Annotated in this window: 7 protein-coding genes; 2 read left to right on the top strand and 5 right to left on the bottom strand. The window is 42.6% G+C overall.

All coding sequences use genetic code 11. The features are described 5' to 3' along the window. Positions 1–207: 207 nt before the first annotated feature. The gene (kwaA, locus tag H524_RS0102015; protein WP_027939031.1) at positions 208–888 is read left to right on the top strand and encodes an anti-phage protein KwaA; all 681 of its coding nucleotides are present in this window, start codon (positions 208–210) and stop codon (positions 886–888) included. Positions 889–891: 3 nt separating this feature from the next. After that, on the top strand, positions 892–1,920 hold the full coding sequence (gene kwaB, locus H524_RS0102010; RefSeq protein ID WP_044121263.1) for an anti-phage protein KwaB: 1,029 nt from the start codon (positions 892–894) through the stop codon (positions 1,918–1,920). A gap of 1,043 nt (positions 1,921–2,963) precedes the next feature. Here kwaB and H524_RS16220 read toward each other — a convergent pair. The 5 genes from H524_RS16220 to H524_RS0101975 form a co-directional block, all read right to left on the bottom strand. Continuing rightward, positions 2,964–3,857: a DUF262 domain-containing protein gene (locus tag H524_RS16220; RefSeq protein WP_052338844.1), complete on the bottom strand. Its 894-nt coding sequence runs from the start codon at positions 3,855–3,857 to the stop codon at positions 2,964–2,966. Positions 3,858–4,105: 248 nt separating this feature from the next. After that, on the bottom strand, positions 4,106–5,359 hold the full coding sequence (locus H524_RS0102000) for a hypothetical protein (RefSeq protein WP_027939029.1): 1,254 nt from the start codon (positions 5,357–5,359) through the stop codon (positions 4,106–4,108). A gap of 1,040 nt (positions 5,360–6,399) precedes the next feature. Next, positions 6,400–8,019 carry a hypothetical protein gene (locus H524_RS0101995; RefSeq protein ID WP_156907511.1) on the bottom strand — a complete coding sequence of 540 codons (1,620 nt, stop codon included), beginning with the start codon at positions 8,017–8,019 and terminating at the stop codon, positions 6,400–6,402. Between the two features lie 726 nt (positions 8,020–8,745). After that, positions 8,746–10,449, bottom strand: coding sequence for a hypothetical protein (locus H524_RS0101990; RefSeq protein ID WP_156907510.1), 1,704 nt, complete (start codon positions 10,447–10,449; stop codon positions 8,746–8,748). A 1,298-nt stretch (positions 10,450–11,747) separates the two neighbouring features. Next, positions 11,748–14,078: a suppressor of fused domain protein gene (locus H524_RS0101975; protein ID WP_027939025.1), complete on the bottom strand. Its 2,331-nt coding sequence runs from the start codon at positions 14,076–14,078 to the stop codon at positions 11,748–11,750. Between the last annotated feature and the right edge of the window lie 868 nt (positions 14,079–14,946).

The following is a 14,946-nucleotide window of genomic DNA, read 5'->3' as shown; positions in this document are numbered from 1 at the left end:
GCCTTTAAGGCGGCGTCTGCTACAGACATCTGCTTTTCAGTGACTGCTTTGCAGATGGAGAGCTTTAAACTTTCAGAGAATGCCATTGGTAACCCTTTGAGTAAACTTTGACATATTATAAAAGAAAAGCTCAGAATCTTCTAAAAATTACAAATCTTAGCACTGACTACATTATAGACACATAGGGCTATAGTAGTGAAAGAGGTAATGCGATTGGTTCTGTTTCAGAAGATTAGGATGTACTTTAGTTCTCTATGGCTACTCTTTGTGTTCTTGTTTATCAGAGATATTGATTTTAAATACTTACAGCTAGGCAACATCAACTTTAGCCAATTTCTGCAGTACAATTTTTTGGGCGACAACGTAATTCTATACGTATGGCTTTCGTTAGCTTTGCTATCAATTTTTAACATTTGCCTCCTCAGGCGTGAGTGGAGCGGATCGCTTGAGATGCAAATGCAAATATCTGATGTCAGCTCTAAAAATAGCGACTATGTCGCCTTTGTTAGTACATGCATTCTGCCGCTATTAGCCCTTGATTCATCAGAGCTCAATCATTTGTTACTGATGGTTGCTATTGTCATAGCTTTAGGCTTTGTATTCATTAAAAATGATATGTATTACGCTAATCCTACATTAGCAATTTTTGGATATAGGCTATATGAGGCTACTCTTACGTTTGAGGACGATGAATACACAGGCAATAGTTACGACAATGATGCAGATGAAGAGCTAACGCAGTCTATTTCAGCTCCTAACAAAAGAACTAAGCTGGTTTATAAGAGAGTGACATTTATTACGCATGACTTGCTTAGAAATGGTGATTATGTTGGTAAGTTGAGCTTAAATGAAGATCGCAATGTCTTTTTTGCTAAGCGCGTGGGGTAATAAATGAAGTTATCTGAAATCCAAAAGTATGTCAGCCAATTCGTTAGTGGCCATGGAATGATTAGTCTTTATCTTGTACTCAAAGAAGACTTTGATGGTGAGAAAAGGTACTGCAAGTACTTTGTAAAACTTGATAACAAGAGCACTTCAGACTCACTATGGAAGATGTTTACCGAATACCTAAAAGAAAGGGTCTTAGATGATAGTGAGCTTAATACATCTGGTCTAGAATATTTACCGGGGCTATCCTCATCTGATGAGGTAAGTGGACGCATCTATGCATATGACTATCCGCTTAAGGATATCCCTGAAGCGCTGGTACCCTTTAGGGATTATAATGCGCTTAAAAATAAGCGCTCAAATTATGCTTTAAATAAAGAGCCGAAGTTTGATTTTAACAAGCATAACCTCAGTAATCTTACTGGCTTCATAATACATCTACGTGTAGATGATGATGATTGCGTTCTCTACAAGAAAGCGCACAACATCAACATCTTGAAGCGCGATAAGTTTTTATTTGGTCTGTATGATGACGGCAGATTAGAGAAGTTAGAAGGTGACTTCTTAAAGCTAGATGGGAAGGTTGAGCTGCTAAAGATCGACGATGAGATCTTTGTGCTTGATGTTAAGACCTTAGAGGGACAGCTTGGTTTATCTCAACTTATTAGCAAGGATGCAGAAAAGGGTCTCAAACATATCGAAGATCTCGGTATCGTGAAAAACTTTGATGACCTTAAGTTGCACAGCGAGGACAATCTCTCGCTAAAAAAGAAGTTGGCTAAGATTAGTCGCGTCTCGCCTGTAGTAACTAAGAAGATCTCCAAGGATGCCATCATTAGCTTTGCTATGGGCAAAGATACTCTCAAAGACAGATTCAAGTTTGAGGACGGGCAGATTCAACTTACGAAATCATCCATACCAGCCTTCTTAAACTTGATGAATGACGCGTACTTAACCTCAGAGCTCACCAAAGAGTTCTACGAGGCTCATGCTAAAGATAGAATGGTCAAAGCTGAGCGTGTTAAACAATGATCTGCGATGCAGAATATGTATTTTTAGCTGAATATTGGCTTTCGCTGACTCATTAAATGATATTAGCATCTTTGTTGTATTAAGAGGCTCAGGCCCTGTGGCAAGCGTCCACTAAGCCTACTAAGGTTGGCGGCAGGGGCAAATAATTATTATTTGGCCCGTGATTAAGTGAGCTTTATTAATCACCTTTAAGGCTGATTATTTAAAGCTGCTAGTGTGACTTTAACTGTTGAGTTTGCAGTCGAGTTGACTGTTGACTCAACAGTTAACTCAAATGCCAAGACAACAGGTATAGCCCCTTAATAAGTTATCCAAAACACGATATTTATCTGATTTTGTCGTTGGTCTCAAAATGACGTTAGCGTTTGAGTCAATGGTTGACTTAACAGTTAAATCAACTGCTGATACTGTGCTTTTCTGAAACCGTTGGCAATAAGTAGCCATTCAAAAAAATTGTTATTTGCGATTAAAAAAATTAATTTAATTAATTTTAATTATTCTGCACTATTGGCTATTCAAACTTGTATAACAATTGCAGTGTTGTTGTGCTAGCTAATGCCGTATTTGCATGCTGCGTGGAGTATTGCAAACCTTACAAGACTGTCATAATTAAATCGTTTTCTTCGTGATTAAATTAGCTTTATTAATCCGCGCTAAGGTCGATTATTTAAAGCTGCGAGTGTGACTATAAACGTTTAGCTAGCGGTTGAGTTAACTGTTGACTCAACAGTTAACTCAAATGCCAAGACAACATGTGTAGGTGCTTGATAAACCTTGCAAAATACGATATTTATCTGCTTTAGCTGTCAGCTTCAAAATGACGTTAGCGTTTGAGTCAATGGTTGACTCAACAGTTAACTCAACTGTTGATACTGTGCTTTTCTGACAGCTCTGACAAGAGGTTGTTTTTCAAAAAAATAATTATTTGTTCTTGAAAAATGATTTAATCAATTTTAATTATTTAAATTGCTGCCTGAGCAGGACTGTCAAAAATAGTGGCGTCGTGCTTGGTTCGCTAAAGGCTGACTTGTCTTGTAGCTAGACTACGCAATGCTTAGTAGAGTTTGTAGGTAAGTGCTATTGCCTTGCTGAGGGTTTAATTGTTCTTGTTTAATCTGCTCTAAAGTCTGATTATCAAATAGCTTTCGATAGGCATTGAGTGCTTCAAAAAAGCATTCCCTAAGGTCATTTAAGTAGCTTGGGTTTGCGTTGTTTAAGCAGGATAGGGTGGCGCTTATGTCGGAGCGCTGGTCGTGGTTATCTGCTTGAGTTAATTCTTTTTCATGGATTAAGAGATCAAAGAACTTAACGGCCTTTTCGTATTGCTCTAAGCCAGACAGTTTGCGCTCAAAGAGTTGATTGATAAGTGGTACAAACTCTTCTAAGAAATCCCATGTATTAGGCGTGGCGTAAGAAAATGCTACCTCAAGTTGAGTATGATTAGAGTTGCCCAAACTAAGCCTTCTGTAATATGAGTTCATTACTTCAGGATTATTGACCTCAGTTATTTTGTGAACAATAACGGTTGTTTCTAAAATCCTGCGCTTGATGGGGTTAGGGAGCTCGCTATAGTACTTGCCTTCAAATTCATGAGCGAGTTCTAGATTGCTCAGAGCATAAGCATTGTCGACGATAAATCGCTTCAGGGAGTTAAGTCTTTGATAGCCGTCGATCACTGAAAAGCAACCAGGAGTTCTTACGTTGAGGTAAAAAGGCGGTATTGGAAAGCCTAAGATCAGCGATTCAATAAAGGCGCTTTGCTTAGCATTACTCCACTTATCACCTCTGCACTTGCTAAGGTATTCATACTCGATGCAATTGGTGGTTATATATGAGATAACTTGACCAATGTTCGTTATATCAAATGATGTGGCCAGTCGTCTTACAGGTACCTCAGATGGTGTGTGTTGTGCGCTAGGTTCTAGAGAAGACATCATGATATGACCTTTGGGCATTTTGAGTACGAATTAGTGAAAAAGCCGTGCAGTTGCCATTGATGAAGGAGTGGTTCTGCGTGAGATGGTGTTTTGAATCGCACTTATTTGCATACTTGAGCTGCAAAATAGTAGTTAGCGTTGTATGTAGGTAGCCGCTGTGGAAGCGTATTAATGCTCGTCTAAATGCGTGTGGCTTGCTGTGAAGAGGCTGGCTCATGGCCAGCCTTTAAGGTGGGATGGGGCTAGATCTATTTGAGGTTGCGGATATTGCAAACTTTGAGGTGATCGCCCTTATCCTCAAGGTAAATGTGGGTGTCCTTGAGGTTTACCACGAGAGGTGCATCTTCGGCGATGATAAAACCTGAGTTTAAGAAAGTGTCGTTAATAGCGTTGAGCATGCTAAACCACAGATCTGAATCAGCCTCAGACTCAAGCACAGCCTCATGTACAACATCAGAAAATCCAAGAGCACTTAAGCCAGTTGCTCTGATGGTGTACTCGCCAGTAAAGATGCGAGAGTGCATGCCCTTATCTTCAACTGAATCGTCCTGATCATCCTTAGTTGCTACTACACCGGTGAGGAAGTTCTCAGGCCAGTGATTGCTCTCAATAAGCTCAGTGCCTAAGCTTACAAACTCTGAAGTTGGGAAGAACTCGCCGTTGACGTTGACGCCCAGTAAATCATCAGCTTGCATCTGAGAGCCGACAAATAAGAGGCTCTTAACTAAGTTTTTTACTTCGTTGAGAGTGAACAGGGCATCGCTTCTGAGCTCACAAGTTAAGATCTTTTTGCCATCTTCCTTGAGCTTAGCTTTAAGGTTGTCATCATCGCACTCTTCTAAGAAGCTAGCGATAGGATCAAAGTCCTCGTCGCTACATTCTGAGCAGCTGACATTTAAAATAGTGTGTGGCTCAGCGCCATCTTTCTTATTGGCAAAGCAAACGCCCTTTGCAATGTCATTATTGCTGCGTTCAAAGTCAGTTTGCTCATAGAGATCAGAAAAGATCTTTAATGCATCGTCGGCTGCTTCCTGATTTGGCAGCACCATAGAGATAACAAAAGGCTCAACCTGATTTAAGTCTTCTGCACTTAACTCCTGAGATACGTCAGAGAGCAGTGCATTGATGGTTGGGATTTGAGAGGCGTAGGTATCAATCTCGTATTTTGCTGAGACTTTCTTTGGAGCCTTAACTCTTTGCATCAGCTCACTTTCTATTTGAGCGGTAGCCTGAATAATAGCTGCAGCCTCGACCATACCAATCTTGTCACATAGGTTGAAGTCAAGCTCGCACACGGCGCTATCGCTATCAAAGCCTACATCAGAATAACCACCACTGAATAAGGATTTTTCCTCTCCATTAGCATCAGTGTAATCAAAGATGTAATACAGGCGGTTATTGCAGGTGTATGAGAGCTTGTGAGTAAACTCGATCTTGTTCTCTTTCGTGGAGAACTTGCTCTCAAGGCCCGAGCGAACACGATTGATGTGCTTATTTAACATAGAAAAATCCTTGCAGTAGCTAAAGTCTCAAGCATGATTAGCTTATGCTCAGAAGTTAGCTTGATTATATGTAGACTATTAACACAGCCTGAAGACATTGTAACGTTAGATGCTATTTAGGCAACTAGCCTTAGCTAATCTCCAGCAAAAGAAAGTACTCTTAGCTGAAGATAGCTTGCATACATCCATACAATTCGACGCCTTGTAGTTGTAAGCGCCATTTACCCTCAAGATCTAAGCGTACAGCGTGGTCGTGAAGCTACTTGCTAGCAACGAGAAGTATTGACTATCAAGTGGCAGTAATCTGTGAGAGTATGACTTTCTAACGCTACTACAGTGCTTGCCTAGCTATGCCACATACACAACGTCCACAGCCTCTCTATTTAAGCAGCTGATGCGGTATAGGCCACATTGGCTCTCTTGTATGGCTATGCTCGCTAGCAGTAGCGCTAGGCACGCTTTTAGGGGCTCGTTATGCACATGCTACCAGTCTAGAGTCAGGAGTCATCTGATTGCTATGATTTGTTGTTATGCGAGCTTTCGTTACTTGCCGGCGCTAGCTATGATTATTGACCATTCAACGTATCAGCTTTATCGCTAGGTTTGTTGGATTGGGGCTAGTTGAACTAGTGGCTGGCTAATGCCTATAAGCTTTTTTAATTTTTAGTGTCACTGAGTGTTGCAAATCAAGAAAAGGGTGGCACCATCTCATGGGTCATGGGTCATGGGTCATGGGTCATGGGTCATGGGTCATGGGTCATGGGTCATGGGTCATGGGTCATGGGTCATGGGTCATCTTACATTTGATACATGGATGAAGCAGTGTTGTGGGCTCTGTGATAGTGCCTGAGTATGTTGGCTTGCTTGATAGGCCAATGATTGATGGTGCTTGGGTGGATAGCTAAATAGGCCGCTGCATTAATGGCTGTAGAGTGCTTGATGGGATGCGGCGCGTGATAGCAAGGTATGGTGCTCATGGGCTGAGCTTGTTAGAGCTTGCCCATGAGGTGTGCTTTGATTGGATTTTTTGTGCTATTGGGTTATTTGCTTTGGGGCATGGTAGCGTATTTACCAAGCACGTATTGCTCGATGCCGTCGGTAAACTCGCTTACAAGCTCGCCTGGGCCTTTGAGAACGGTAGCTTTAACGCCTGCACATAGTGGGGCATAGAAGGCCTCAGAGACATTCTTTTCTTGCTCAAAGAACTCGCTTGCCATGCTTAAAAAGCTTTGGCAAAACTCGTAGTTGAGAAAGTCGATGTAGCAGTAGTTGCAGCCAGTAGCACCGCCGGTAAATTGGACTGGAAGGTCACTAAGCTCACTAAAGAACTTCTCGCAACGCTCACGTACTCCAATCATCTCGCTAGCAAAGGCCTCATCGGAGACAGCATGGCTAAGCTTAAAGCCAAAGAAGCCTGGAATAGTGCCATCTTCAAGTAAGCGGCCAAAGATGTCGTAACGATAGTTGTAGTACTCATGGATAGATGAGTTAACTGCAGTAGAACCAATAAAGACATCAAAGCGCATTGGCTGATAACGCTGATCGTTACCATCAAAGTCATAAGATAGATAGCTTTGCTTTAAAAACTCATTGGCAGTGATGGCAGTATTAAAGCCAATTTCTGTCATCTTCTCGTAGAGCTTATCGAGGGTGAAAACGCCTAACTCCTCGTTGTACTCACCTTGGGTTAGATCACGCTCTTCAGTTGCAATCCTTACATTGTCGATAAAGGCCATGCGACAGATCGTGCCTAAAGAGTAGTCTAAAAGGCCAGTGATAGCCTCCATGACCACAGGGCCGCGACGCTCATCATTAAGGTAGAGAGCAACACTTGGGGCCCACAGACACACATCAGCAAAGCGTGTAGAACGCGTGCCATTACAGATAGTTACTTGAATATCTTCTGCCTTAAGCGTAAAGACACTATTGCGTACCATTGCTTTGGGAATCGGCTTAGTATCGATCACAAACTCCCATGAGTCGGTACCGAAAAAGCTCTTTGGTCGTTGGGAGACAAAGTAGCTCATCTCAAAGAGGTCTTCTTTAGAGCCACCGCAGAGCATGGTCAAAACAATCTTCTTGCTGTCTTTAAGATAGGCGACATAGAAGTTCTTGCGGAAAACAAAAGCTTCAGCCACTTTAGAGCCGATTTCAGTTGCTTCTTTTTCGCTGATGTTAGGCTGACTTAAGGTGTTGTACACCTCATCTCTAATCTGCTTTAAGTTAGCCCAGGTCTGCTTAACTTTGGAGTTGAAGCTAACAAAGTCAGTTAAGTCGCCTAAACGGTCATAACACATGCGAGCAAGCTTAGTTAAAGAGACTCGCATGATATTGTCGTGATCATTTTTGTCGATGAATCTTAAGGCGGTTAAGAAGCATTCTAAAGCACCAGTAATAGCGCCTGTATGCAAGAGAGCAAAACCGTAACGTAAAAAGAAGTTAGGCGAGTGACGCATCTTTTGCATAATAGGTCGTAACAGCTCTAAAGTCTTTTCAAAATAGCTGTAATCATGCTCTAGACCGTAATTGTTATAGGCACGGGCTAGCTCCATGATCTGCTCAGTTGAACGAGCATGTTCAGGTATAGCCTCGATAGCATCAATGATCTTCTTAAACTGGCGTTCCTGATGCCATTGATTGCACTGTTCCATCAGATTCACAACATTAACCTCGATTTGCCTAGCAAACATATTACGAAGGCTAGAGCTACAATGATACGCTAACGCACAACTTCATAGAGCTGCTTGCTACTACCATAAGCGCAGTAAAGTGAGCATATTTAAGCTCTACCATCACTAAATCAGTAAGATAGCCACCGCAAATTAAAGACGTGCTATGCATAGCTTAGCGCAAAGGGCACTATGATAAGCCGTATCTGATAAAAGTTATAGTCCTGATGATATTTTCATGCACAAAGATACTATTTTTAACCGTGATGTCCTGCAAGCGGCCATAAACGCTACCACAGCTGTCATTACAAATCACGCCATCACCTGGCTCTCATCAGCAAGCCATTAAAGGCATAGTGGAAGCACATTTAACGCCTATTGATGAGTACTTCACATAAGTCATACTAAGCTCAATAAGCAAGTACCACAGGGCAAAACTCGAAAGTGATGATAGGCAACAAAAGGCCTCAAACGCCAAACAGTACTGCATCAAAGAGTACAGCACCAAAGATCAAAGCGCTAAGAGCCTAGCTGAGTTGCTAAATGGTGGTAATTAAGGGGGACAACAAGTCCCCATCAAATAGCTTTGAAGACTGCCTAATTCATGGTGAGGCATGAGTATAGGTATTGTTAGGCATTCAAAAGCACAGATTTTTTAAATTACTCTCGTGACCAGACATCCGATGCTAATGCTTAGGCTCTTGCCTTGAACTGCCTTTAGAGGTCTTTGCCTAAGATGTAGTCTTCAAGACGGATGTTAAATTGCTCTTTCATCTTTTTATTAGCACGGGTTAAGAAGACAGGAGGTATGAGGGCAGACATCGGGGCATAGAATGCGCTTTTGATATAACGGACAGAGCTTACAAACTTCTTAAGCTGCTTGATGAAGTCAGGACTTAAGTCGTAGCAGATAAAGTCGATATAGATGTATTTACGGCCAGTGGCTTTGCCTGTGTAATGAACAGTGGCAAATGAGCCATTGCAGAAGAAGTCTTTAAACTCCCTTGCAAGGGCAGTGCTTGGTTCGGCCATAGAGGAGTTAGTAAGCACTATAGCGTCACATGTGTACTCTTCATTGAAAAAGTAGGCCACGCTATCGAGCTCGATGCCTAGAAAGCCAGGAACGACGCCATCATCAAGACGGGTGGCAAAGGTCTCATGTCTAAAGGTGCAGTACTCGCTGATGCTACTTGGTATGGAGCTAAAGCCTAGGCTCACATCGGCACGCATTGGCTGAATGTCGTTGATAAGACCATCGTCTTCGTACTGTAGCTCACAATCTTTTAGATACTCTCTAGCATTAATGGAAGCGTTGTAGCCAGCTTGATTAAGCTTGTCAAAGAGCTCATCTAAAGTGACAACGCCAATAGATTCGTTATACTCCGATGAGGTGAGCTCATACTCATCACTAACGCAGATGATATCCTCAACTAAGGCAAGATAGGCAATCTGACCTAAAGCATATTGCACAAGGTCATGCATAGCCTCATAGACTATAGGACCACGGACTTCATCATTGAGGTACAGACCAACACTTGGAGACCAGACCTTAAGTCTTACTTGCTTAGAATACTCATTAGTTGGAGGAAGGATTGCTACCTTAGTCTCAACACTCTTAATGGTGAATAAGTTGTTGCGGTAGATAGGCTTTTGTGCAGGGCCTTTGTCGATGCTAAAGCGCCAGTCGTTGTTGTTTAAAAGCTCATCAGGGCATTGGAGGACAAAATATACCAGCTCGTAGAGTTCCTCTTTATTGCCTTGAGAGATGAAGGTAACTTCAACTTGTCCAATATCATTATGGAAAGTGATTAAGAAGCCCTTGTTAATCAGCAAAGCATTGCTAAAGAGAGGGACGACTTCGCTCGTATCTCCATAAGTGCCAGTCACTTTCTTTTGCGCAACGGCTTCTTCAAAGATATCTTTAATCTTGCTGCTGACCTTGAGGATATTATCCCAAGATGCTTTGACTTTATGCTTATAGGTCTCAAAGCATACCTGACCAAAGCCACCACGAGCTTGTTTGTCATGGCCAAGTAAGAGGCTGAGCTGATCAATACAATCGTGAGCTTTATCTAAAAGATACTGTGTCTGTTCGCTCTTGTCATCCTTGCTAATACGCAGCGCATCAAGGTACTGATCTAAAGCCCGAGCTAAGTCGCCTTTGTTAAATAATGCATCGCCATAGAGGCTATGGAAGCTAATGGTAGTTTGAACATGTTGTCTAAGGCTAGCAAAAGTCTCACAAGCCTTCTCAATGTATCCAAGATCACCGCATTCAATTCCATAGTAGTTATATGCCTGAGCAAGGAGTAAGTTCTCATCAGAAGATCGACTGCTTTGAGGAATCAGCTCAATGGCCTCAATAATCCTAAGGTAGTTTTGTTCCTCAAGCCACAGCTGGCATTGTTCTAGTAGATCCATGATGAACTCCATCTTTCCATAGCTTATGCTTGCTACCAACAACTCTAGCTATCTGAACCACTAAGCATAGTAGCCGCACAATCACCAGGCACCGCAATAAAATACGTCACCGCAGCGGAATGCAGTTCAAAGCCAAGCCAAGCACAGCAACGCACAGCCGCAGCATCACAACCATTGTTTATGGATGCTGCCCCAAAGGCGCTGCAGAGCTAAGTCACCGATCCGAGGCAAGAAAGCAAAGTCAATCTTAAGAACACTCATAAATGGTGTATGTGATAGTGGCAACTAGAGTAATTAATAGACTTGAGTGACTACACTAGCACCGTTATGAGGCTAGAACCAATACCTAATTAATTAATTGTGACGAGCCCCATATCAAAAGGGCCTAGCACCGAGCTAAGCGTGGCTTTTGATGGTTGCAAAGCAACAGATAAAACACCTAAGCTGCAACAATTTCAACCATCTAAGTATGGCCTCAAACACGTTGGAACATGAGCTCGTGTAGACTCCCATCGCTGCTGTTAAATCACTCTAATACCCAACAAGTCCTAAAGCCCATATGCTCAGGAGGACACTATATTTGAGCCATTAGGCAGCTCGTTAACTTCTCTTCGATGCAAACACATGGAGACTACCATTTAGCAGCATAGAGCCGTACATGCCAAGCTGCATGACCTGCACAAGCTGAAAAACACCATGATCTAGGCCAAGAAAGAGCATAAAAGGGCTAAACTACGAGCTCGCAGCTGGACTACGAGCTCTCTGTTGAACTGCATGACCGCAGTCCCATGAGGCCTAATATATGTCTGCAGCTTTAGGCTTCAATGCTTATGGCAACTTTTAAAGCGGCTCCGGCTATGAGCTTTCTTGGCCCCATAAAGAGGCTGTTTAGGTACATTTGGTCTGTGAGTACGCATGCTGAATTGCTTGTAATAGCTTGCAGAAAAGCCCATGGACTCAGCTTAGCTGACGTAATGAGCTTTTGGCTAGGCAATGCATTTTGTAGTGGCTAAATCGCTTTGCTAAGTAGCTGTAGATAGAGCAAGTCAGTATCAGGCTAGTGCATCTATCTTGGCAGGATTGCTCTAAGGAGCAATTAACAGGACTACCATGGCTTTGGCTTTGGCTTTGGCTTTGGCTTAGGCTATGGATGTAGTCATGAATAAGCTCTGCTTACCTTCAAAAGGGGGCTAAGAGGGGCTGTGCAGCTTATGCAGCAATGATGCTGATAAGTGGATAGGTAGGTTTTGAGCTACGTTTGGTGGATAAAGCGTGGCTTGAGGCCACGCTTATGGGGCTTATTTGAAAAGACTAGGGTTATTGAACTGCACGGTAAAGCTCTTTCTACGCATAAGCATAGTGGAGATGGCCTCACTTGAGGCTTGCAGCTCATAAGGGCTTTCGTAATAAACACCACCTGAAATTGCTGTAAGCTCCATCATAAGCTGCTCACGTTGCTTGTCTGATAATACCTTGCCCATGCAAAACTCAATGGAGTCTTTGCAAATGATAGCTGGCATGGCTCCATAGTAGATGTAAAAGTGGTAGGCCATGGCAATGGTCAGATGTGGCAAGAGGCCGTTTTTTGGACCATAAGGCATATAGGCAAAGACTTCCCAAGGACGAGCAACTGGCAAGTCGATAGCAATCATGCTCTTAGTGAAGGTTCGTTCAATATTTTGGTAAAAAGTAACGAGATCGTATGGATTAGAGCAAGTGATTTTGCCAACAGCCGGGCTTGCTACTACCTCAGGATCTAAAGAGCAGTGCAGAGGATCTTGGATAGCATCAAAGAGGTATTGCTGTCTCTTTTGGGTATCGGCATCAGCATTTTTATCAACACTAAAGGCCCGCATAGCATTGTAGATACGCTTAAGCTTTGGTCCGTAGGAGGCAACCTCCGGAAACTTTGCTTTGAGCTTACTCAAGGCACCAAAGATAGTGGACTCAAAGAGCACTGGAGGAGTGTTGAGAGCCTGCTGTCTAAAGTGTCTAACTACAGCCATATCCATGTCATAAGGATCGCCTTGATCTTGGGCAATTGGATAGTAGTGCAGATTATATGAGCCATCCTCACAACGCATGGCATCCTTGTTTAAGGCTAGCTCACGACCATGGCTGTCATACAGGGGAGTTGTCTCATCATGGCTCTGATTAAGACCATTACCTAAAGCATGCAAAGCATCTTGATTATGGGTAGAGCTGCCGTCATTTAAGCTATCAGCTGCAGCATCTTGTGCATTTGCATAAGGTACAGATGGAGCTGTGTCCTTGATAGTCTTAATGAAGTCTTGGTAGATTTCATGACTAAGCTCAATGATAACTGGTACTTCTTTAGAGCTGAGCATTTGTCTATGGCCTACACGTAAGGTAGTGGAGACAATGCAATCTGAGTTCATGCCCGGGATATACCAAGAATGAGTTCCTAAATAACGTCTAAAGAAACGATAGAGTAGGAAGTTCTCGGTATTCGGACTAGTACGCATGTTAATAAAATCATGAAAACGCTGTTCAATGATTTGCTTTTGGTTTTGATAGTACTCCTCGGTAAAAGGCACAAAGAGATAGGCCTCGTCCTGAAACTCTCCAGAGTAATAACGCTTGACACCAAAGTAGTTAAGTGAGTACGAGTCCACGTCTTTTGCATACATTGGGTTGGACTTCTCAGAGAAGTAGAACTGATTAAATGACATACCCAATGAATTAAAGATACGACGGTCAAGAATGCCGTTTAATACCTGACGAATAAAGTGCCTTAAATCAGTAACCTCACCAGTCTTAACTTGATTGATTATGGTACTAGCATTTTCCTGAAATGGCTCACACATGAGGTCATTTTCAATGGCAAAGCGCAAGTAGATGGCTAAGTGATTAGCTGCAGCTAAGGGTTCAACTTTGAGCTTCTTACTCTCAATAGAGTAGGCATGCCAACGTGCATCTTCCATGACCACGGCACCATAGGCCGCCTCTGAGCTAATGCCATTGTCTCGATCATTTGTGGTAATCGGGGTGACATAGGTCATGGCATTCATAAACTCTTCACGACCATTTTCGAGTAAAAAGTCATACTCGTTTTGGTATAAAGGCCACACGAAGTAGTAATTAATGATGTCACCATCAGGTAGATGACAAGCTTGAGCCTCTGTGTCAAAGGCTTTAAAGAGAGTATTTAAGACAATAGAGTTAAGCTCAGTCTCTTTACAAAATGGCTCACCATTAGACCAACGATAACCCCAGGATAAAAATACCTCAGGATCTTCAATACTCTGTCGAGCTAAGGTCTTTAAAAGACGAAGTGGCCAGTAGAATTGATCTTCATGGCTTGGTACTTCCCAGTCAGGATCAAGCAGCATCACGAGCTCACCACGGTCGATTTGTTGGTCAGCTAAATCCTCAGGCACATTCATCTTGTGGGCACCCATGCCCAAGGTGATTAAAGTGTAGAAGTTTTGGTTGGGTGTAGGCTCGATAACAGCGATTTCAACGCATATATCTGGGGATACACGTTCAGATAGAAATAGATCTGGCTCGCCAAAATACTTCACAATATGATGCATAAGGCTTTGACGAGTTGCTTCAGTATAGAGTTCACGTGTGTTATTAACTGAGTGAACGCTGTTTGATGACATGTACATTCCCTGATTGATATAAAAACCGCTACCCTTAACTAGGCAAGTAGCCACCGATCTAAAAGATCACACCACCGCCCCAACGCCAAGCTTAGCTAAGCTAAGCCAATAAGGCCAAGCCAAAAAGCTACAGCCAAGCCAAAGCAAAGGCCATAGCAAAGCCCTGAAACAAGGCGTAGCTAAAGCCCAGGCTAAGGCCATAGCCCCAATCAATATCACCGCACTAGCAAGAGTGATCCTGCAGCTACAGCTAATTGAAAGCTAGGGCACGCACAAGATAACGCCATGATAGGCGTATCAAGAGCCAAAGATGAGCTAGGTAGCACGGCCATGCATGCTAATGCTCAAAAGAACAGTAACAGTCATGTAAGAGCTTAAGCTGCTGACTTTTGCTATTACATATGACAAGTCCTTGTATAAGGCTTTAGTAACTATGCTTTTAGACCATGAACTGATGGTGATTAGGTATAGCTATGCTCTTTTGTGCTGCTTATTAAGAGGCATAAAGGCAATACATCGTGTCATCGGCATTGCTAAACATGCAATGGGGTGGCTCAAGTAGTGATTAACTTTGTCCGTTAGTGTGCTTTGATGAATGTATTTCTTTGCTACGACAGTGTTTGTTAGCTTTAAGCTAGTCGTACGTATCCATGCACTCAATACATAAGCATTTAAGTGAATACGGCAGATGCTGACGCTCATGCATTTGATCTTCTAAGCAGTACCTGACAAAAAAGTTAAAGCCCATTTGAGAGTAATTCTTTAAGTGAGCTAGCTTTAATGACAGGTACTAGGCTTTGCTTAAAAACCTAAGTAGACCAAGCACTAATTAAGTTAGCAGTTAAAGTAAGAAGGTCTTAGACCCACC

The organism is Anaerobiospirillum succiniciproducens DSM 6400 (assembly GCF_000482845.1).
GTDB lineage: Bacteria > Pseudomonadota > Gammaproteobacteria > Enterobacterales > Succinivibrionaceae > Anaerobiospirillum > Anaerobiospirillum succiniciproducens.
Note: the sequence above shows the minus strand (reverse complement) of the source record. Positions and strands in the feature narration are given on the sequence as shown.